19 protein-coding genes are annotated in these 21,960 nt (G+C 46.8%); 12 read left to right on the top strand and 7 right to left on the bottom strand.

Features of this window, described 5'->3' with window-relative positions; all coding sequences use genetic code 11:
* Positions 1-3: 3 nt before the first annotated feature.
* From R7Q46_RS15955 to R7Q46_RS15905, 11 genes are all read left to right on the top strand, one after another.
* Positions 4-1,365, top strand: coding sequence for a MotA/TolQ/ExbB proton channel family protein (locus tag R7Q46_RS15955; protein WP_130544853.1), 1,362 nt, complete (start codon positions 4-6; stop codon positions 1,363-1,365).
* Positions 1,366-1,374: 9 nt separating this feature from the next.
* Positions 1,375-1,902, top strand: a complete 528-nt coding sequence (locus R7Q46_RS15950; RefSeq protein WP_005379363.1) for a MotA/TolQ/ExbB proton channel family protein — start codon at positions 1,375-1,377, stop codon at positions 1,900-1,902.
* 25 nt (positions 1,903-1,927) lie between these two features.
* A complete protein-coding gene (locus R7Q46_RS15945; protein ID WP_005379359.1) occupies positions 1,928-2,335 on the top strand; it encodes an ExbD/TolR family protein in 408 nt (135 codons plus the stop codon).
* A 4-nt stretch (positions 2,336-2,339) separates the two neighbouring features.
* A complete protein-coding gene (locus tag R7Q46_RS15940) occupies positions 2,340-2,972 on the top strand; it encodes an energy transducer TonB (RefSeq protein ID WP_005379353.1) in 633 nt (210 codons plus the stop codon).
* A 9-nt stretch (positions 2,973-2,981) separates the two neighbouring features.
* Entirely contained in the window at positions 2,982-4,205 is a 1,224-nt protein-coding gene (locus R7Q46_RS15935; RefSeq protein ID WP_017635000.1) for a tetratricopeptide repeat protein, read from the top strand.
* A 448-nt stretch (positions 4,206-4,653) separates the two neighbouring features.
* Positions 4,654-5,277, top strand: coding sequence for a guanylate kinase (gmk, locus tag R7Q46_RS15930; protein ID WP_005379347.1), 624 nt, complete (start codon positions 4,654-4,656; stop codon positions 5,275-5,277).
* 181 nt (positions 5,278-5,458) lie between these two features.
* The gene (rpoZ, locus tag R7Q46_RS15925) at positions 5,459-5,731 is read left to right on the top strand and encodes a DNA-directed RNA polymerase subunit omega (protein ID WP_005379346.1); all 273 of its coding nucleotides are present in this window, start codon (positions 5,459-5,461) and stop codon (positions 5,729-5,731) included.
* Positions 5,732-5,770: 39 nt separating this feature from the next.
* Entirely contained in the window at positions 5,771-7,891 is a 2,121-nt protein-coding gene (gene spoT, locus R7Q46_RS15920; RefSeq protein ID WP_005379340.1) for a bifunctional GTP diphosphokinase/guanosine-3',5'-bis pyrophosphate 3'-pyrophosphohydrolase, read from the top strand.
* Between the two features lie 52 nt (positions 7,892-7,943).
* The gene (gene trmH / locus R7Q46_RS15915; RefSeq protein WP_017820702.1) at positions 7,944-8,627 is read left to right on the top strand and encodes a tRNA (guanosine(18)-2'-O)-methyltransferase TrmH; all 684 of its coding nucleotides are present in this window, start codon (positions 7,944-7,946) and stop codon (positions 8,625-8,627) included.
* Between the two features lie 253 nt (positions 8,628-8,880).
* Positions 8,881-10,962, top strand: coding sequence for an ATP-dependent DNA helicase RecG (recG, locus tag R7Q46_RS15910; protein ID WP_205391079.1), 2,082 nt, complete (start codon positions 8,881-8,883; stop codon positions 10,960-10,962).
* Positions 10,963-11,189: 227 nt separating this feature from the next.
* Positions 11,190-12,578: a uracil-xanthine permease family protein gene (locus R7Q46_RS15905; RefSeq protein WP_005379335.1), complete on the top strand. Its 1,389-nt coding sequence runs from the start codon at positions 11,190-11,192 to the stop codon at positions 12,576-12,578.
* Between the two features lie 71 nt (positions 12,579-12,649).
* On the opposite strand, the gene envZ is transcribed toward R7Q46_RS15905, so the two are convergent.
* The 5 genes from envZ to R7Q46_RS15880 all read right to left on the bottom strand — a co-directional run bounded on the left by envZ (position 12,650) and on the right by R7Q46_RS15880 (position 17,884).
* Complete coding sequence (gene envZ, locus R7Q46_RS15900) at positions 12,650-13,942, bottom strand: two-component system sensor histidine kinase EnvZ (RefSeq protein ID WP_017820700.1); 1,293 nt, start codon at positions 13,940-13,942, stop codon at positions 12,650-12,652.
* 102 nt (positions 13,943-14,044) lie between these two features.
* On the bottom strand, positions 14,045-14,764 hold the full coding sequence (ompR, locus tag R7Q46_RS15895) for a two-component system response regulator OmpR (protein WP_005379333.1): 720 nt from the start codon (positions 14,762-14,764) through the stop codon (positions 14,045-14,047).
* Between the two features lie 129 nt (positions 14,765-14,893).
* A complete protein-coding gene (locus R7Q46_RS15890; RefSeq protein ID WP_005379332.1) occupies positions 14,894-15,289 on the bottom strand; it encodes a DUF1090 domain-containing protein in 396 nt (131 codons plus the stop codon).
* Between the two features lie 105 nt (positions 15,290-15,394).
* The gene (gene greB / locus R7Q46_RS15885) at positions 15,395-15,886 is read right to left on the bottom strand and encodes a transcription elongation factor GreB (RefSeq protein WP_005379321.1); all 492 of its coding nucleotides are present in this window, start codon (positions 15,884-15,886) and stop codon (positions 15,395-15,397) included.
* A gap of 117 nt (positions 15,887-16,003) precedes the next feature.
* Positions 16,004-17,884 carry an ATP-dependent zinc protease gene (locus R7Q46_RS15880; RefSeq protein ID WP_213886565.1) on the bottom strand — a complete coding sequence of 627 codons (1,881 nt, stop codon included), beginning with the start codon at positions 17,882-17,884 and terminating at the stop codon, positions 16,004-16,006.
* 229 nt (positions 17,885-18,113) lie between these two features.
* Here R7Q46_RS15880 and R7Q46_RS15875 point away from each other — a divergent pair, with 229 nt between their 5' ends.
* A complete protein-coding gene (locus tag R7Q46_RS15875) occupies positions 18,114-20,435 on the top strand; it encodes a Tex family protein (protein WP_017820698.1) in 2,322 nt (773 codons plus the stop codon).
* Positions 20,436-20,539: 104 nt separating this feature from the next.
* Here R7Q46_RS15875 and R7Q46_RS15870 read toward each other — a convergent pair whose 3' ends face one another.
* Complete coding sequence (locus R7Q46_RS15870; protein ID WP_005379316.1) at positions 20,540-21,004, bottom strand: hypothetical protein; 465 nt, start codon at positions 21,002-21,004, stop codon at positions 20,540-20,542.
* A gap of 124 nt (positions 21,005-21,128) precedes the next feature.
* Positions 21,129-21,896, bottom strand: a complete 768-nt coding sequence (bioH, locus tag R7Q46_RS15865; RefSeq protein ID WP_213886567.1) for a pimeloyl-ACP methyl ester esterase BioH — start codon at positions 21,894-21,896, stop codon at positions 21,129-21,131.
* Positions 21,897-21,960 lie beyond the last annotated feature (64 nt).

The following is a 21,960-nucleotide window of genomic DNA, read 5'->3' as shown; positions in this document are numbered from 1 at the left end:
GAGATGAAAGGATTCAAAACTCTAGCCGCTGGCCTACTAGCGAGCTTATTTATGGTTTCTGGCGTACAAGCAGAAACGCCTAAAAACTTATCTGAACTACTTAAAAACGTAAAATCAGAAAGCATCGTTGAGTCGAAAGAGAACAAAGCCCGTGAAGCTGAGTTCAAGAACAATCGCGATAAGCAAGCGGCATTATTGCAACAAGCTCGCGAAGAGTTAGCTGCGCAGCAAGCACTGGGCGATCAACTTAAAGCAACATTTGATGAAAACGATAAGCAGCTAACTGAACTAACAGAAACCCTACGTGTTCGCTCTGGTACTTTGGGCGAAATGTTTGGTGTGGTCCGCCAGTATGCGGGAGAGTTTAAGGGCTTATTTGCAGCCTCTCAAAACGCTGTTCAGTTCCCGGAGCGTGACGCTCTACTAACGAAACTGGCTGAAAGTAAAGAACTGCCGTCAACACAAGAGCTAGAAGCTTTCTGGCATACCATTCTCCAACAAGTAGTTGCTTCTGGCGAAACTGCAACAACCCAAGCAACGGTTGTTTATGGCGAAGGTAAAGAAGCGGTTCGCGATGTTACTCTTGTCGGTGAATTTAACGCGATTGCCGATGGTAAGTACGTTACTTATGTACCTCAAACAGGTAAGTTCGAAGAACTCTCTCGACAGCCTCGCACCAATATTACACGTCATGTTGCGGGCTTTGAGTCAGCGTCAAACAGCTATGAGCCACTGTTTATTGACCCATCCCGTGGTGTAATTCTGTCTCTACTTGTACAAAGCCCTACCGTTCAAGAACGTATTGATCAAGGTGGCATTGTAGGTTACGTCATCCTTGGTATGGGTGCAGTTGGCGCTATCATTGCTCTAGTTTGCTTCCTACGCCTTCAAGTGATTGGCGGTAAAATGCGTAAGCAAGCGAAATCAGAAACCGTGATTCCTGGTAACCCATTGGGTGAAGTTATCCAGGCTTACCAAGAACACAAAGGTGACAACCTTGAAGATCTTGAAGCGAAACTGGACGAAATCATCCTACGTAACGCACCGAGCATTGAACGCTTTATCAGCTCAATCAAACTGTTCGCTTCTGTAGCACCACTTCTAGGTCTACTGGGTACGGTTATGGGTATGATCGGTACGTTCCAAGCAATCACACTATTTGGTACAGGTGATCCTAAGCTAATGGCTGGCGGTATCTCTGAAGCACTTGTTACTACGATGCTTGGTCTGGTTGTCGCAATTCCTCTACTGTTCTTGTACACCATCGTACACAGTAAAGGTCGTCGTTTGGTTCAAACTCTTGAAGAACAGAGTGCAGGCTTCATCGCTCGCTATCAGGAAAAACTACATAAAGCCGAAAGCTAAGGAGGCGTTATGTGGTGGTTAGTTGGAGAACTTGAATCAATTAGGCGCTTCTTGGGAATGGGTGGCGATGTACTCGTCGCCATCTTCATCCTCAGCTTTATGCTTTGGGCAGTATTGTTAGAACGTTGGTTCTATTTTGCTGCCGTCGCTCCAAAAGCCATGAAAAAAGCCGTTGGCTCATGGCAGGGGCGATCAGAGCACCAGAGCTGGAACGCTAAGATGATCCGACAAGAAATTGTTTCTCGTCAGGACATTGAGAATAAAAAGGGCCTGCCAATCGTGAAAGTATTGATTGCGCTTTGTCCCTTACTGGGTTTGCTCGGCACCGTTGTTGGCATGATCCAAGTATTCGACATCTTAGCGGTAACAGGAACAGGAAGCCCTCGAGCAATGGCCTCGGGGATCTCAAAGGCAACAATCCCAACTTTAGCCGGGATGGTGGCTTCTCTATCAGGACTGTTCTTTAGTTCACGTCTTGATCATTTAGCCAAAGTCACAACGCAAAAGCTGGAAGATAAGCTAAAGCATATTGCCTGAGTAAATGGAATTAGAGGTATAGGTCATGAAAAGACGCTATAGCAGTGATAGCAGTGATGAAACCGCTATCGATATGACACCGATGCTCGACATCGTATTCATCATGTTGATCTTCTTTATCGTAACAACATCGTTCGTAAAAGAAGCTGGTCTAGAAGTAAACCGCCCGACAGCAAGCTCTGCGCAAACCGTGAAAAAAGGTAACATCATGGTCGCAGTTGGTGCGGCGGGTGATGTTTGGGTTGATAAACGCCGCATCGAAGTGGACGCGGTTCGCGCGAATATTGAACGTCTTCGTGCAGAAAGCCCTGATGGCGCAGTTGTTATCCAAGCCGACACTGAAGCAAATGCTGGCGTAGTCGTGAAGGTTATGGACCAGATCAAAATGGCAGGTGTAGAAAGCATCTCCATTGCCGCAACCAATAAGGATTAAGCTTATGCGGTATCTGGCCTCAATTGCACTGGCGCTCATTGTCTCCCTCGGGTTGTTCTGGGGGATGGACAAGCTAGTAAACAAAGAGCGCCACGAGTTAGTGTCGAATGATGACCTGCGTATGGTCGAGTTTATTCGCATTAAACCAGACGAAAAAATACAGGAGAAAAAACGCGAACTTCCAAAGCCACCACCGCCTAAGCGTCCGCCGCCGCCGCCAGAAATGAAAGTGACAGCGACAGTAAAACCGGTGATGGAGCAGACCCCAATGGATATGCCAAAGCTTGACCTACCCGTAAATGTTACAGGTGGTTCGGTGCTTGGACATTATAGCCAGGGTGGAGGTGCGCAACTCGCGGGTAGCGGAGGTCCAACACCTCTAGCGACATTCCAACCTCAAATGCCTAGGAAGGCTGCGAAAGCAGGAATAGAAAAAGGGGTCGTCTTATTAGAGTTTACTGTCAACGCACGTGGTGCCGTAGAGGACATCAAAGTTCTTAAAGAGCAACCACGACGCTTAGGCCTCGGTCGAGCGGCAAGAAAAACAGTCTCTAAATGGACATTTAAACCAAAATTGGTTGACGGGAAACCTGTTAGCTCGCGCCTATCGCAAGAAATAGAGTTCTCAACCAATTAAGGAGTCACGATGAAAAGTTTATGGAAAAGCAAAGTGGCTTCTTTAATTCTCTTCGCAGGAGTGGCAATGACCGCTCCTACGATGGCAAAAGAAGCTCCTCAGTTATCAGATCGGACATTTCGAACCGTTAACAAAGTGCAAGAGTTGATCGCAACTGAAAAATATTCAGCAGCGAAAGAAAAACTAGCAAGCGCTTTAGAAAGCACAAGTTCGAAAAAATACGACCGAGCAGTTTTACTTCAGCAGACTGGCTTTTTGTATTCGCTACAAGACAATTATGTGCAAGCAGCAAAATACTTTGCCGAAGCATTACAGCTCGACGCACTTCCCGTTCCTGTTGCTCAACAAGTTCGCTACAGCTTGGCTCAGCTTTACCTAGCTGAAGAAAAGTATACGTTGTCTGTAAAAACGATGAAGGAATGGTTCAAGGTTGCAGAAACAACCAAAGAGAAGCCTCAAGCTCATGCTTATATCACGTTAGCGAGCGCCTATGTTCAGTTGGAAGATTACAGAAATGCAATCCCACCAACCAAAAAAGCCATCGCGATGAGCAAGAGCCCAAGTGAGTCTTGGTACTTAATTCTCGTTGCATCTCACTACGAGTTAGGCCAGCTGAAAAGCGTTGCCAGTGTACTCAAAACTCTGACTTCAAAGTACCCTCAGAAAAAGCGTTACTGGATGCAACTTTCTGGTGTCTACATGGAGCTAGGTCAAGAGCGCAACTCTCTAGCCACCCTAGAAATGGTTTACAAAATGGGGAAACTAGAAGGAGAGAAGGAATATTTACGCTTTGTAAACTTCTTGGCTTATCAAGGTATTCCATATAAAGCAGCCAAAACTCTTGAAAAGGAAATGGCAGCTGGAAACATTGAAAAGACGAAGGAAAACTATGACCGCCTAGCCAGCTTCTGGCAGCAAGCTAAAGAGCTAGATAAATCAATTCTCGCTTATAAAAAGTCATATAACCTCGCTCCTTCTGCTAAAACGCAAATTCAGATTGCTCGCTTAATGATACAAGACAAGCAGTATTCTGAAGCAACTCGTTTTGTAGAAAGCGCGGCATCCAGTGCCTCTAAAGAGCAAAAGGCAGAACTTGAATACATTCGCGGGATGGCCTATTTCGAGCTTAAGCAGCCACAAAAGGCCTTGCAGGCGATGAAAGGCGCTGCTCAATCGCCAAAATTCAGGTCAACCGTTAGCCCTTGGATAAATTTCCTAGAGTCTCAAGGATAATTCGAAGATTAAGTGTGAGTCAGTCGCACGCCTGGGGAAGTGAAAGCTTCCCCTTTTTTCCGTTTTATCTTTATTAACCCCTATTTTTAACCAGAGTCACTCACGCAAGCCAAATCGGGACTCTAAACCTAAAATCAGCACACTAAACGGTTGTAGAAATGGTTTTAATAACAGAGTGCGCGGATGGTAAGTCCTGTATCACGCTCCTTCTTCGCTGTTTAGGAACACTCTGGCGTAAGTAACTATTTCATCTGAGACGATCACAGACAGAAAGATCAACTGGTAACAAAATAGAGATCATGATACTCTTCGCCTCCATTTTTCTGGCGGGATTATCACCAATATCCACCCCTTTGGTGGTTGATTTCTCAATGCCAGTGCTATCGTTATAAGAATGTCGAACTTTCCTTCGGCACTCAATCAATCCAATCAAAAGTGGAACAGTACAATGGGCAAAGGTACTCTCTATATCGTATCTGCACCTAGCGGCGCAGGTAAATCTAGCTTGATCTCAGCGATGTTGGAACGCAACCCAACCTACGCAATGAAAGTGTCTGTGTCTCACACCACGCGCAACATGCGACCTGGTGAAGAAAATGGTGTCCACTACCATTTTGTAGCGAAAGATGAGTTTGAAGCCCTGATCGCTAAAGGTGACTTCCTAGAATACGCAGAAGTGTTTGGTAATTATTACGGCACATCTCGTGTATGGATTGAAGAAACACTAAATAAAGGTATCGACGTTTTTCTAGATATCGACTGGCAAGGCGCACGCCAAATCCGTGAACAAATGCCAGAAGCCAAAAGCATCTTCATCCTGCCACCATCAAACGGTGAGTTAGAGCGTCGCTTGAACACTCGTGGTCAAGATAGCGATGAAGTGATCGCAAAGCGTATGGCTGAAGCCAAGTCGGAAATCTCTCATTACAACGAGTACGACTACGTGATCGTAAACGACGATTTTGATACCGCTTTGATGGATTTTAAAGCTATCTTGCGTGCTGAAAGATTGAAGGAAGAAAAGCAAGCTGCTAAATATAAAGGTATGCTTGACGCGTTGTTAGCAGAGTAACTTCAAAAAAGTCACGCTGTAAAACATAAAGAATTTCCCGTTTTTTGCCCAGTGCGAAAAACACAATAAACTACCTGAGAAAGTCCACAAACGGTGGCTTGTCTAATTGCTAGTAAATAAAGTAGTTAGGTTGTATACTTTCTCGTCATTCTAAAATTTTAGTTAACTATTTGGAGTCCTCATGGCACGCGTAACTGTTCAAGACGCTGTTGAAAAAGTTGGCAACCGTTTCGACCTAGTACTGATTGCGGCTCGCCGCGCTCGTCAAATGCAAACTGGCGGTAAAGATGCACTAGTGCCAGAAGAGAACGATAAGCCAACGGTTATCGCTCTACGCGAAATCGAAGAAGGTTTAATTACTAAAGAAGTTCTAGACGCTCGTGAACGTCAAGAACAGCAAGAGCAAGAAGCGGCAGAGCTAGCGGCAGTAAGCAGCATCGCTCACAACCGTTAATTCTGACTTTAGAATTCAACAACCTCCCGGGCCTATAATTTGTATCTATTCGATAGCCTCAAAGACGTTGCCCAAGAATACCTAACAGAGCCTCAGATTGAGGCTCTGCGTCAATCTTATGTGGTAGCGAGAGATGCCCATGAAGGGCAAACCCGCTCTAGCGGTGAACCATACATCATCCACCCTGTCGCAGTGGCTCGTATCTTGGCCGAAATGCGCCTTGATATCGAAACCCTCCAAGCTGCTTTGCTGCATGACGTCATTGAAGACTGTGATGTAACTAAAGAAGATCTCGAAGAGAAATTCGGCAACACTGTCGCAGAATTGGTTGATGGTGTATCTAAACTGGACAAACTCAAATTCCGCGATAGGAAAGAGGCTCAGGCTGAGAACTTTCGTAAGATGGTTCTGGCCATGGTGCAAGATATCCGCGTCATTCTGATCAAACTGGCTGACCGCACGCACAACATGCGTACGCTTGGCGCGCTTCGACCAGATAAAAAGCGTCGTATTGCTCGTGAAACGTTAGAAATTTACGCGCCCCTCGCTCATCGTCTTGGTATTCACAATATCAAAACCGAACTCGAAGAGTTGGGCTTTGAGGCGCTATATCCCAACCGCTACCGCGTACTGAAAGAAGTGGTTAAAGCCGCACGTGGTAACCGTAAAGAGATGATCCAACGCATTCACAGCGAAATAGAAGGCCGTCTGCAAGATTTTGGCTTGAATGCTCGCGTCGTTGGTCGTGAGAAAAACCTGTTCTCTATCTACAACAAGATGAAAACCAAAGAACAGCGCTTTCACACCATCATGGATATCTATGCGTTCCGAGTCGTTGTTGATACCGCTGATACTTGTTATCGCGTTTTAGGCCAAGTACACAGCTTGTATAAGCCACGTCCTGGTCGCATGAAAGATTACATCGCGGTACCAAAGGCGAACGGCTATCAATCGCTACACACTTCCATGGTTGGCCCACACGGCGTACCTGTTGAAGTTCAGATCCGTACTGAAGATATGGATCAAATGGCGGACAAAGGTGTCGCAGCACACTGGTCTTATAAAGACAAAGGCGACAAGTCTGGCACCACTGCGCAAGTGAAAGCTCAGCGTTGGATGCAAAGCCTGTTAGAGCTACAACAAAGCGCGGGTAACTCATTCGAATTCATTGAAAACGTAAAATCCGATCTTTTCCCAGATGAGATTTACGTCTTCACACCAAAAGGTCGTATCGTTGAATTACCTTTAGGCGCAACGGCTGTCGACTTTGCCTATGCCGTACATACCGATGTAGGCAACTCTTGTGTTGGTGCTCGTGTTGATCGTAACCCTTACCCATTGAGTAAGGCATTGAAAAACGGTCAGACGGTGGAAATTATCAGTGCCCCTGGTGCGCGTCCGAATGCAGCATGGCTAAACTATGTCGTGACTTCTCGTGCCCGCACTAAGATTCGACAAGTACTGAAAACGATGCGTCGTGAAGAGTCGATCACTTTAGGTCGTCGCCTACTTAATCACGCACTTGGCCGTCACTCGATTGATTCAATTTATCCAGAAAATATCCAAGAAGTCTTGAATGATCTTCGCCTAGAAAGCATCGATGATTTATTGGCTGCTATTGGATTGGGTGAGTTGATGAGCATTGTGATCGCACGTCGTCTCCTTGGTGACACCGAAGAGCTCACGACAACAAGTTCAATCCCAACGGACTCGAAGAAGAAGCTTCCGATTCGTGGCGCAGAAGGCTTATTGCTGACGTTTGCAAATTGTTGTCATCCTATCCCAGATGATCACATTATTGCTCACGTATCGCCTGGTCGTGGTTTGGTTGTTCACCGAGAAACATGTCCGAACGTTCGTGGTTATCAGAAAGAGCCAGACCGTTATATGGCTGTCGCTTGGTCTGAAGACTACGATAAAGAGTTCATTGCTGAACTTAAAGTCGACATGCTTAACAACCAAGGTGCTCTTGCAGAACTGACCAACGTGATCTCGAAAACAGGATCAAACATTCATGGCCTTTCAACGGAAGAACGTGATGGTCGTCTATACACTGTGACTGTGCTGTTGACGACGAAAGATCGTGTCCACCTTGCTGGTATCATGCGTAAGATTAAGGCAATGCCTCAAGCAACCCGAGTCAGACGCAGAAAGAACTAACCTCTATCGCCACCTACTCTGTTAGGTGGCGATTTTTTATACCTCAATAAATATGAACCTAGAACGTTACAACCGTATTCACCAAGTCCTAAAAACTCGCCAAACTGATCTGACACTTTGTCTCGAAGAAGTACATAAGCCAAACAACGTCTCTGCTGTGATCCGCACCGCTGACGCGACAGGCTTACACAAAGTTCACGCAATTTGGCCAGACAAAATGCGTACGCTGAGCCATACCTCAGCTGGCGCGCGTAACTGGGTTGAAGTGGATACTCACGATTCGATTGAAACTGCGATTACCGAACTCAAAGCGCAAGGTATGCAGGTTTTGGTGACCAATCTTTCGGACACCGCCGTCGATTTTCGCGAAATCGACTACACCAAACCAACGGCAATCATTTTAGGCAGCGAAAAGGTTGGCGCTTCGGAGCAAGCCAAACAGCTTGCCGATCAAGACATTATTATCCCGATGGTGGGCATGGTGCAGTCACTAAACGTATCGGTTGCCAGTGCCGTAATTTTGTATGAAGCGCAACGTCAACGTGAAGCCGCAGGCATGTACGACCGAGAAGAAAGCGCTCTGCCTAAAGAGACAATCAACCGTATTCTCTTTGAACGTGGTCACCCAGTGCTGGCAAAGGTCGCGAAACGAAAAGGGCTCGTTTACCCACCACTCGATGAAGAAGGTCAAATCATCGCCGATGACGCGTGGTGGCAAGAGATGCAAAGCAAGTAACAGACTTTCGTCATCCTGAACGGCGGCGAAGGAGCGTGGTTCAGGATCTAATTCTCAAATATACAGATGCTGATAGTGTTAACTTCAGCGACATACTTGTTGGAAATAGAATCCTGATGTCGCTAAAGCTCCTCGGAATGATAGGTTATCAGTCAAATCATGACACTAACTAAAGCATGACTATTTTTTCCTGTACAAAAACACAGCTCCATGGTTAACATACTTCTATGTTAACCATTTTCTTGAGCCCTCTATGTCCGCCCAAATGTTATCTGCCGTCCCATTAACCTCCCTTTCTGGAGTTGGCGCGAAAGTCGCAGAAAAACTCGCCAAAGTTGGCTTACATAGCGTTCAAGATTTGCTGTTTCACCTTCCGTTACGCTACGAAGATCGTACTCGTATTTACCCTATTGCCAAACTGCATGCTGGCCTTTGGGCGGCCGTGCAAGGTAAGGTCATGGCAGTCGACACTATCTTCGGTAAGCGCAAAATGCTAACGGTAAAAATCAGCGACGGTAATGGCACTATCACGCTGCGCTTTTTCAACTTTACCGCAGCCATGAAGAACAATTTCACGCAAGGTAAGTTAGTGCATGCTTACGGTGAAATTAAGCGCGGTGGCATGGGTTTGGAAATTGTTCATCCTGACTACAAGTTTTACGTCAGTGAGCAAAAGCCCGATGTAGAACAGAGCTTAACCCCTGTTTATCCCACCACCGATGGATTGCGTCAAATCACATTGCGCAACCTTACCGAACAAGCTTTAGCCCTGCTTGATAAAACCGCAGTGCAGGAATTACTTCCAGCGGGGTTGTATGACCATCAAATCACGATGTCGCAAGCGCTGCACACCATTCATCGCCCACCACCAACCATTAATTTAGATGAGTTTGACGAAGGCAAACATCCTGCCCAAATCCGCTTGATCATGGAAGAATTGCTCGCACAAAACTTATCGATGCTAGCGGTGCGTAGCAAAGGTCAGAAGGATTCAGCGCTACCTCTCGGTCCTTGTAATAAACTAAAAACGCAGCTTTTAGCCCAACTGCCTTTCTCTCCTACAAACGCTCAAACCCGAGTAGTACAAGAGATTGAAGCCGATCTAGAAAAACCGCACCCAATGATGCGATTAGTGCAAGGCGATGTTGGTTCGGGGAAAACGTTGGTTGCCGCTTTGGCCGCTGTTAGAGCCATTGAGCATGGCCATCAGGTGGCACTCATGGCGCCAACCGAACTATTGGCCGAGCAACACGCTATCAACTTCGCAAACTGGTTTGAAACAATGGGCATTCAAGTCGGTTGGTTAGCGGGCAAACTCAAAGGTAAGGCAAAGGAAGCCGAGCTGGCTCGTATTGCCAGTGGTGAAGCGCAAATGGTAGTGGGTACTCACGCGCTATTCCAAGAGCACGTTGAATTTCATCACCTTGCCTTGGTCATCATTGATGAACAGCACCGCTTCGGTGTCCATCAGCGATTAGAATTGCGTGAAAAAGGCGCAAAACAAGGCGCTTATCCTCATCAGTTGATCATGACGGCGACGCCTATTCCTCGAACCTTAGCGATGACCGCTTACGCCGATCTGGAAACTTCCGTGATTGACGAGCTACCACCGGGTCGAACGCCGATTCAAACCGTTGCCATTCCTGATACAAAACGTGACGACATCGTCGAACGTGTCCGAAATGCCTGCTTAAACGAAGGCAAGCAGGCATATTGGGTGTGTACCCTGATTGATGAGTCGGAAGTATTAGAAGCGCAAGCCGCGGCAGATACCGCAGAAGAGCTTCAACGTAAACTGCCGGACGTAAAAATTGGTCTAGTACACGGACGAATGAAGCCGGCAGAGAAACAAGCGGTGATGCAAGATTTCAAAGACAATAAACTGCATTTGCTGGTCGCAACGACAGTAATTGAAGTTGGTGTGGATGTGCCAAACTCTAGCTTGATGATCATAGAAAACCCTGAACGTCTTGGTTTGGCACAATTACACCAGTTAAGAGGTCGCGTGGGCCGAGGTTCCGTTGCTAGCCATTGTGTGCTGCTGTACCACTCTCCGCTGTCAAAAACCGCGCAAAAACGCCTCGGAGTACTACGTGAAAGTAACGATGGCTTCGTCATTGCGCAGAAAGACCTAGAAATTCGTGGCCCTGGAGAACTATTGGGTACAAAGCAGACAGGTCTTGCTGATTTCAAAATCGCAGACTTAGTTCGAGATCAACGCCTGATTCCCGAAGTTCAGCGTATTGCGCGTCATATTCATGACAATTACCCGACTAACGCAACAGCGATTATCGATCGCTGGTTGGGTGAGCGGGATATTTACTCCAAAGCGTAATGATTGAAAGCGAGCCAAATGGCTCGTTTTTTAACACGCCAAAAGCAAACGTTTGCTTTTTGAGTAAATCTCTCTATAATCGCGCACAAATTTTTAAGTGTGTTAGATCACACTCCACCAACCTGAGTTGACTCTGATTAACAGCAATCACAGGTAACGACGTCAACTCCACCCTGCTCTCCCATTCAGCGAGAACTAGGGAAATATTGCGACTAGCGAGACAAACAATGACAACTTCAAACCGATCTTCGGAACTGGTCTATCAACTCAACGATCGACCACCTTTGCCTCAAACCATTTTTGCCGCACTTCAGCACTTATTGGCGATGTTCGTCGCGGTTATCACTCCGTCACTGATCATCTGTCAGTCTTTGGGTGTACCAGCAGACCAAACGAATACCATCATCAGCATGTCTTTGTTTGCGTCAGGCGTGTCTTCGTTTATTCAAATTCGCACCGTTGGCCCAATTGGCTCTGGTTTGCTCTCTGTTCAAGGCACCAGCTTTAACTTTTTAGGTCCTATTATTGGTGCAGGCCTATCGCTGAAAGCCGGTGGAGCAGACATCAGTACCATGATGGCTGCCATTTTTGGTACGATTTTAGTCGCATCATTTGCAGAAATTTTTCTATCTCGCGTGTTGGAGCATGCCCGCCGAATCATCACTCCGCTTGTTTCAGGCATCGTCGTCACTCTTATCGGTCTCACACTGATTCAAGTCGGCTTAGTATCAATGGGCGGTGGCTACGCAGCATTAAATGAAGGAACCTTCGGCAGCTTAGACAAACTTGCTCTGGCTGGGACGGTACTTGGATTAATTGTGATTTTAAACCGCTCGAAAAACCCATACATCCGTGTGGCTTCAATCGTGATTGCGATGCTAGTGGGCTACATCATGGCGTATTTTATGGGGATGGTAGATACTTCTCAGCTAGGCGCAACCGAGATCGTAGCACTGCCCGTACCAATGCAATATGGCTTATCGTTTGACTGGTCTCTGTTCATTCCGCTGGTACTGATTTTCTTTATTACCGCACTAGAAGCCATCGGTGATATTACCGCAACATCTGAAGTGTCTGGTGAGCCAGTAAAAGGCCCAGTGTACATGAAACGCATTAAGGGCGGTGTGTTAGCAGACGGCTTAAACTCTGCAATCGCAGCCGTTTTCAACAGCTTCCCGAACTCAACGTTTAGCCAGAATAACGGCATCATCATGCTAACAGGAGTCGCGAGCCGCTACGTGGGTTACTTTATTTCTGGCATGTTAGTGATTCTTGGCTTGTTTCCTGGCGTCGCTAGCTTTGTTCAGCTGATTCCTGAGCCAGTACTTGGCGGCGCAACGATTGTCATGTTTGGTACGATTGCTGCCGCTGGTGTGCGTATTATCTCTCGTGTTGAGCTCGATCGCCGCGCAATTCTGATCATGGCCTTATCCTTCTCAATGGGACTTGGTATCGCACAAAAACCAGAGATCCTGCAATTTATGCCAGAATTTATTAAGAGTATTTTCTCAACTGGTGTTGCAGCAGGTGGCATCACAGCGATCATTTTAAATCTACTTCTGCCAGAGAAACTGGAAGACGAAGATGAACTTCCTCAGGAAGTGAAAGAGTCTTAAGATTATTGAGAATAAGAAAAGCCCAACCTATTTAGGTTGGGCTTTTTGTTTAAAGGGTGCAGGCCATCGACTTACTTGGTAGGAAAGCTGATTTGAGCGATTAAACCGCCTTCACTGCGATTACGCATCACCACAGAGCCTGAATGTTGGCTGATTATACGCTTCACAATCGCCAACCCTAGCCCAGTGCCTTCACTACCGCGAGCGGTGTCACCACGCGTAAAGGGTTCAAATAACCTCGCGATTTGAGAATGCTCGATACCCGGTCCATTGTCCTCTACTGAAATCCACACTAGCTGCTTATCTGCTGTCACACCAGTGCTGATTTTGACCCAGCCATTGCCATAACGTAGCGCATTCACAACTAAGTTACTGATCGCCCGCTTAATCGCAATCGCGCTTCCTTTGGCTGGCGGCAAGTTAAGATTAAGATCTGTTTCAATTTCAACCTCATAGCCACCTTCAGAACTGGCGACGTCACTGGCAATCGTACTGATATCAACCGCTTCAAACGATTCTTGGTTCACCGGTTTGAGATAATCCATAAACTGACTGATGATCTCATTACATTCTTCCGTATCGCTAATGATCCCCTCCGCAAGATAGCTGTCCTCAGGAGACATCATTTCTGTTGCTAGGCGAATACGCGTCAGAGGTGTTCGTAAGTCATGGCTAATCCCTGCCATTAATAAGGCTCGGTCTTCTTCTAGCTCTTGAATACCTTTCGACATTTGATTAAAGGCTCGAGTTACAGAGCGAATCTCCGATGCGCCTTTCTCTGCTAAGGGGGGCGGGATCTCACCTCGACCGACGTCTTTCGCGGCTCTCTCTAAAGCCAAAAGTGGACGGTTTTGCAAACGAATAAACAACCAACCACCTGCAATGATCAGCAGCGCCATAATCAAGCTGTTACGAAACAGCGGGGCAAAATCTTCTTCTTGCAGCTCAGATAACGGAATACGAATGATGGAGTTCGGCAACTTTTCGATGTGCATCCACAAAATGTAACTTTCATCGCCAAGCAATAAGCGCACTTCTGTGGGCGAACCCAGCTCTTGGCTCATTTCTTCAGACATCAAATCAATCGACATTGCGTGATGAAATTCAATCGCCTTATCGCTATCGAGACTATGAACCGTCACCCCTAATCTTTCTAACAATTGACGCCTTAACGGTGCATCAGACTTTAAAGGTCCTTCATCATCAAGCACCAAATTGAGCTCATGGGCGAGAATTTTATTGAACTGCTGCAAACTCGGCATCAACGCGTAGTTAAAAACGGCGTAGTAAGAGAAAACTTGGCTCGCGAGAAGCAAAGAGATGAACAGCAGAATAGATTGTGTCAGTGAACTTCGGATGCGCATGGAACGTTCCTAGTGGTCCTAATCGCGAAATTTCAGCCTTCAAAGGGAAGGTAATGAAGGCTGAAGTTGCTATAGCCAAGTGCTGGCTATGGAGTGAAGAGGTTACACCTCTTTGCCGTCTGGGACGAAAACATAACCTAGGCCCCATACGGTTTGAATGTAGCGCGGCTTGCTCGGATCGTCTTCTAACATGCGACGTAAACGTGAGATTTGTACGTCAATAGAACGTTCCATTGCAGAATATTCACGGCCACGCGCCATGTTCATCAATTTGTCTCGTGACATTGGCTCACGCGCATTCATCACGAGCGCCTTTAGGACAGCAAACTCTCCAGAGGTGAGTGGCATTGCCTCGTCACCGCGGAACATCTCGCGAGTGCCTAGATTGAGTCGGAATTCCCCGAACTCCACCACTTTTTCTTCCGTGCTTGGTGCACCCGGCAACTCTACGGTTTGGCGGCGTAATACGGCCTTGATGCGAGCCAACAATTCGCGTGGGTTAAACGGTTTTGGCAAATAATCATCCGCCCCTACCTCAAGACCTACGATGCGGTCCACTTCATCACCTTTCGCGGTGAGCATTAAGATTGGCAACATATTGTTAGCGTGGCGTAGACGACGACAAATTGACAAACCGTCTTCACCTGGCAACATTAGGTCCAGCACCATTAAGTGAAAGTTTTCGCGCGTTAGTAGGCGATCCATCTGTTCGCCATTGGCGACACTTCGTACCTGAAAACCTTGCTCAGAAAGGTAACGCTCCAATAGAGCACGTAAACGAGCATCGTCATCAACCACTAAAATTTTATGATTTTCTTGCATTGAAACATCCTTTCAGAAGCGTCTATTGTCGAAAATGTATCACTGTTTTTCCTAACGTGCTCAAGCAAATTGTTACTCTTTTTATCTTAAGCGCTTTATTCTCTCTCTAGCAGGTATTTTCAGCACCTACTATTGACCATAATTCCATTCCAGTTCACGTTTGGCCTCAAGCAGCTCTTGCTGTGCCTCAGCCAGCTTGTGACGTTTTTTCTCAATTTTGTCTGCTTTCCCTGAATGCTGAGCTTCGACTAATTCTTCCTCTCGCTCCTCAACTTCTTTAGTCTTTTCTTCCACTTCTGTTTGCAGCTCTTGCCGCAGCTCACCTTCCGAGCATTCATTCTGGATAGCGGAAAGTGCTTGCTCCAAGCCTTTAATGCGATGCTCATTACCTTGCGCTTTTGCATACTCAAGCTGCTGCTCTACCGCTAACTCTTTAGCGTCACAGCCTTTCACTTCATCTTGAGCAAAAACTGAAAGTGAGAAACCTATTGTTAGTGCAGCACTACACATGACTGCTTTGTTCATTTTACTTCTCCGAGAAAGGCACCATGCCTTTATACCAAATATTCTGACATTGAGACCCAAGTCACTCCTAGTGAACTTCATGAGACTTGAATCGGTGATAAAGCCTCAGTCTTCCGAGGCCGGTTGAGTATATTCAATTGAGTTGATGAACCACTCTTTTTCACCTTCTGGGGTGCGTACCGTGAACTCTTCATCCACTTGTTTTTTCAACATCGCTCGCGCCATAGGTGAATCGATAGAGATGTAGTCTTTCGCATCGCCATAAATCTCTTCAGGCCCGACAATACGAAACTTTTTCACTTCTCCTGCCTCATTTTCTATTTCCACCCATGCACCAAAAAAGACTTTGCCTTCTTGTTGCGGAGAATAGTCAACGATCGTGACTTCTGGCAGGAATTTACGAAGGAAGCGGACACGACGGTCGATCTGACGGAGTAAACGTTTATTGAAGGTGTAATCCGCATTTTCTGAGCGATCGCCCAGGCTCGCAGCCCAAGTGACGATCTTGGTGATTTCCGGGCGCTTTTCATTCCAAAGGTAATCATGCTCTTGTTTGAGTTTGTTGTAACCTTCTCGTGTAATCAGCTTAGTTTTCAAATTAACTCCTATCTCAACTAAAAAATGCTGCTCTTTGGCAGCATTAAGGAGATGATATACCCAAAGATCCAATGTTGTTCAGGCTTTGGGTATCAAGGTGATAAGGCGGCCAGAGTGTTACTTTTCGTAATCCGGTTTTTGCGTCACGATGTAATTCGTATCACTCGAAACAACCGCGCCATGTTTTAGGAAGTTTTTACCTAAAATCATGCTGTAATGGAAGCGACCTCGGTCCTGTAAGTTGACTCGGATCTTCTTCTCTAATTCGCCAAGCTTAACATGCATTTCAACCACAGGGCGTACGTTCGCTTTCTCGCCTTTCTTAGCTTTAATACGCATGACATCAACAACAGGCTTGGTAAACGCCTGTTTCATGCCAAGATCGTTCTCATAGGTAAAGCTCACCATGTCTTTGCCGTCTTTCTTAAACTGCTTGATGTTCTTAGCATTGATTGAGCTTACATCTGCACCCGTGTCTAACTTCACAGGGAAAGACATCCCCTCAACTTCAGCCACTTCGATATGGCCAGCTTTGAAAAGTGGCCTTGCATCTAGTAGATGGTCTGCGCGAGTGTTCAGCAACACACCACCCTTGGCTATGTCATGACCAAAGACGAAAAAGGGTTGAGTGTCACCCTCATCAAGCACATCGAGCGCAAACTTCATTGATGTGTCTTTTCTACCGAGAAGAAAGTCTCCTTCGACAACAGGGCGAACCGCGCTGCCAACCTTGAGCTTTTTCAACACTGGTTTGGTGATTTTTTCTTCTTTCCCCTCATCGTTCATTAAATAAAACGTGACGGATTCATCCTTACCTTTTTCTGTTACTTCAAACCCATTTACACGCAGTAATGGCGTTTTCACAGTAAAAGTGGGGTAAGCAGGGACGGTATAACCATCAATGGTGACCTGTTCTTCTGGTGAAACGACAAGAGGTTTTGATTTGAGTGCGCTTTTGAACGTTTTTTCTACGCCACCCAGTAGATTTTCTCTGTCCGTATCAATAACAAAGTGCTGACTCGCGACGTCCCGACCTAAGCGAATTTGCGAACTGAACTTACTGCGATCACGCAGATACACCAACCAACGTTGAGTTTCATTTTCGCCGACTTTGACGGGTAAATAGACTAAAGGGCGCTCGCTTTTGGTCGTTTTCAGCATTCGTACCAAGGGTAATGTCATAGGATGACGCTTGCCATTCTCGCCCTCTAACATAAAAGAGACTTCGTTATGCTTTTTGTCTACCTTGATGTCCAGTGCATGGACGTTGGTATAACGGCTAGAAGTTGAGATGCTGATCTTATATGGCACACCTTCGACTTCAACCGTCTCTTTTTTGCCAATCATTTTTGCGCGTGGCTGTTCTTGAAGGTAATCGTAACCAGCGAAGACCCATGCGTTATCATCGAGATAGGTTTTACCAATCAAGATAGGAGAAGAGAATTGCGTACGCTTGGTCAGGTTCACTTCCGTATCAACGGTGTGACCAGCGATTGTCATCGGCATTTTTATTGTCGGGCGTAGGATGGGCTTTTTGCTTGTTCGGCTGCGAATCGCGCTCACTCTTTCCAGATCATCGGTAATCTGTATTTCCTTCCCTGTATAAGGGTGAGGAACCGTAAAGCTAACCTTTACTTGATATGGCTTAAAGCTGTCGGCGTCCCACTTTGCCTTCGTACCACCTAAGTCATCGACAATCGCCCAAAGTAACTCGTTATCTTTCAAATCTTGGTAATCTGGGTGTGAGCTACTGACATGGATATTCTCCGCATGCATCGATGTCGTATCTGCACCAGTATCAATCTTGCCAATAAATGGCACCGCTTTTAGTTCCGGAATGTCACTGTAGTAGACGCTCTCCACACGCCCTAGTACCAATTTGTTATCGAGCTGATAAACGGGAGCTTGTGTGGTTCCTGAGATAGACTGCGCCCAACTAAGCGGGGCGGCAAGTAAGGCACTCGTAAGCGCTAACGCCAAAGACATTTTTTTCATCATGATTATCCGTATAAGCCGAGGTACATTTAGTGATATCAACAACCGTGGAATTAGGTTAGTCGATAACTGCGGATATAAGTTCTCAATTTAATTACAGTTTTGACATAAATCTGACTGATGTCCACCAGCGCCCGGTAAATTTTTGCCTCGTTAATTTAAAACATTGCAAATTCTTCGAATGACCCCAATGTTCTATACAACCAAAACCGAATTAAAAGAGAAAACACGGATGAGCCAAGCTATCTGTCGCATGATTGCTCAAGAACTGAATGTTCGCCCAGAGCAAGTCAACGCCGCTGTCACCCTAATTGATGATGGCAACACTGTCCCTTTTATTGCACGTTACCGCAAAGAGGTGACGGGGGGCCTTGATGATACCCAACTGCGTACTTTGGACAGCCGTCTGTCTTACCTTCGTGAAATGGATGATCGCCGTCAAACCATCCTCAAATCAATCCAAGAGCAAGGCAAACTGACGCCAGAGCTAGAACAAGAGATCGCGCAGGCAGACAGCAAAACTCGTCTTGAAGACTTATACCTACCTTACAAACCAAAGCGTCGTACGAAAGGTCAGATCGCGATTGAAGCTGGTCTTGAACCACTCGCAGATCAGCTTTGGAATCATCCACAAACCGAGCCAGAAAGCGAAGCAAGCAAATACCTTGATGCAGACAAAGGCATCGCAGACACCAAAGCTGCATTGGATGGCGCTCGCGCGATCATCATGGAGCGCATCGCAGAAGACGCAAACTTACTGGAAAAAATTCGCAACCACTTAAATCGCAATGCGGAACTAGTTTCACGAGTCGTTGAAGGCAAAGAGCAAGAAGGCGAGAAGTTTAAAGATTACTTCAACCACAACGAGCCCCTAAGCAAAGTGCCATCGCACCGCGCACTGGCGATGCTACGCGGCCGTAACGAAGGCTTCCTGACATTGGCGATGAACGCTGATCCAGAACAGGAAGAAGGCGCTCGTCAGTCTTACTGCGAAACGATTATCGCCGACCATTATGGCGTAACGCTAAGCAGCGCACCGGCGGATACCTGGCGTAAGCAAGTGATCAGCTGGGCATGGCGCATCAAAGTATCGATGCACATGGAAACCGAGCTAATGGGCGCAATGAAAGAGCGCGCTGAAATCGAAGCGATTGAAGTATTCGCCACTAACCTAAAAGACTTGTTGATGGCAGCACCGGCTGGCCCTCGTGCAACACTTGGCCTCGATCCGGGTCTGCGTACAGGTTCAAAAATCGCGGTTGTCGACTCAACAGGTAAAGTGCTTGCCACCGAAACCATCTACCCTCACCCACCACAAAAACAATACGACAAGTCAGCACAAATCGTTGATCAGTTGGTGCGTAAGTACAATGTGGATTTGATTGCGATTGGTAACGGTACGGCTTCACGTGAAACCGACAGCTTTGTCGCAGACGTCATCAAACGTGGCAACCTGAAAGTTCAGAAGATCATCGTAAGTGAAGCGGGGGCTTCGGTTTACTCAGCGTCTGAGCTTGCAGCAAAAGAGTTCCCGAATATGGACGTATCACTGCGTGGTGCAGTGTCGATTGCACGTCGTTTGCAAGATCCATTGGCTGAACTCGTGAAAATTGATCCGAAATCTATTGGTGTGGGTCAATACCAGCACGATGTAAGCCAATCTATGTTGGCAAAACGCCTAGATGCGATTGTGGAAGACTGTGTAAACGCGGTTGGTGTTGATGTGAACACTGCTTCTGCGGCGCTACTGACGCGCGTAGCAGGCTTATCAAGCACCATCGCGCAGAACATTGTCGACTTCCGCGATGAGAACGGCCGCTTCGAAGCACGTACAACCTTAAAGAAAGTACCTCGTTTAGGTCCTAAGGCGTTCGAGCAGTGTGCAGGCTTCCTACGAATCATGGATGGTAAGAACCCACTTGATGCGTCTGCGGTTCACCCAGAAGCGTACCCAGTGGTCAAAGCGATTTCTGAGAAGAACAACAAAGATATCAAAGCACTGATTGGTGATTCAAGCTTCCTTAAAGGTCTGCATGCGGTCGATTACACCGACGATAACTTCGGCGTTCCAACCATTACAGACATCATCAAAGAGCTGGATAAGCCGGGTCGTGACCCACGTCCAGAATTCAAAACGGCGACGTTTGCAGAAGGTGTAAACTCGGTATCTGACTTGGAACCGGGCATGATTCTAGAAGGTGTGGTATCGAACGTAGCCAACTTCGGTGCCTTCGTTGATATCGGCGTTCACCAAGATGGTCTCGTACACATCTCTGCACTGACAGATCGTTATGTGTCTGACCCACGTGAAGTGGTGAAAGCGGGCGACATCGTCAAAGTGAAAGTGATGGAAGTTGACGTGCAGCGTAAACGTATTGGTCTATCGATGCGTATGAACGACGAGCCGGGTCAAGACAACCGTAGCCAACGCTCATCAGCAGCGCCGCGTCGTAATGACCAACCGCAGCGTCGTCAGCCTCGCCGTGATGATTCGTCATCGAACAGCGCGATGGGCGGTGCATTTGCTGCAGCGTTTGCTAAAGCGAAAAAGTAATCTTACCTAGGCTTCACCGCTAACGAGCTTTCATAACTAAAAAGAAAACGCTCCAATCAGTCAACCTGCTTGGAGCGTTTTTGTTTGAGTAGGATATTGAGTCGTCATAATACTGCTATCACTTCTGACGGGGTATGGGGAGCGACTGCATGACCATAATGAAACTTGATCACCTTCCTGCGCTTTTCCATTAATCCTTCATTGATCGCAGCATCCAAAATGCGCTTTGGTAAGCGAAAGCGGATCGCGTAGCCTTTCCCCTGGTCTTCACTATACGATTTGAGCGCAAGCAAACTAAAAAGCCGTTCTAGTGTATCTTCCGGCTCTTCTTGATAACGCGTGTCGACTTCCGTTTCCATATCATAATCAGGATGCTCTGAAGGATCCCAAGAAGACTGACGTCGGCGCTTGTCGTCACCTTTTACTTTTCGCTCTGCATTGGTTTTGGCCAATGCGACCGTTGGCGTTACAGGCTCTCGGACTTTATTGTCGCGAGCTGCTTGTTCCGTCTGCACATTCACGGATGGGGCGATCAGTGGCACACTTACGTTGGTCGGTGACACAATCATTGCGAACCCTCCTCAGAGTCGCCCAACTCGTCAATATGGCTTAGCTTTATTGGCTAATAAAACCTCACCACCCTTTATATCGACCACTTTTTAAACAACTTGAGGTATTTCCGCTCGTACTTGCTCAATCGTGAGCAAACTCTCGGATTTGAACACAAAATTCGTCATGTTCGGTGATAAAAGGCGCATGAGAGGACTGATTAAAAACAAACTGCTGGGTATGAGGCAACTGTTCACTTAAATCGTTAGCTACTTTAATTGGCACCAACCCATCTAAACGGCCATAAAGACGCAACATTGGAACAGAAAGAGACGTCAACGCATCGCGCAGATCCACATCAGCAAGGATGTTTAGCCCAACCAACAGCGATTCAGGGTTTGGCTGAGGGCGCGATAGTACCGCTTGCTTGAGCTGTTTAACGTCTTTACGCGCTGATGGGCTGCCCATCGCTTGCAACGCCATAAAGCGCTCAATGGTCAGTGAGAAATCTTCTAGCAACTGAGAGGTGAACGCACTCAGTACATTCGGTTGAATGCCACGCCACGGTTTTTCTGCGGCAAATTTAGGTGAGCTGGCAACCGTAATCAACTTAGCCACGCGCTCGGGCATATTTAATGCCACATGCGTCGCCACTAAACCTCCGAGGGACCAACCAAGCCAAATCGCGTTCTTTGGCGCACCTTGCACCACCAAGTTAGCAATATGGTCTAAATCTTCAGCATGAGATTCGGCGCTATGTCCGTACCCCGGAAGGTCAACCACATGAACTCGGAAATAAGGTTGAAGAGACTCGACTGTCTGCTGCCATACCGCACCATTCATGCCCCAACCATGAAGTAACACCAAATCTGGTCCCTGACCAAATGACTGCCAGTGTAATTTCGTGCTCATGCTCTCAATCTCTCCCACTTATTTTATTCCCTACGGCTTCAGCCAAACGTTAGGCTGAGTAAAA

It is taken from the genome of Vibrio sp. 811, assembly GCF_033339195.1.
This window is presented reverse-complemented; position numbering and strand designations above follow the sequence as displayed.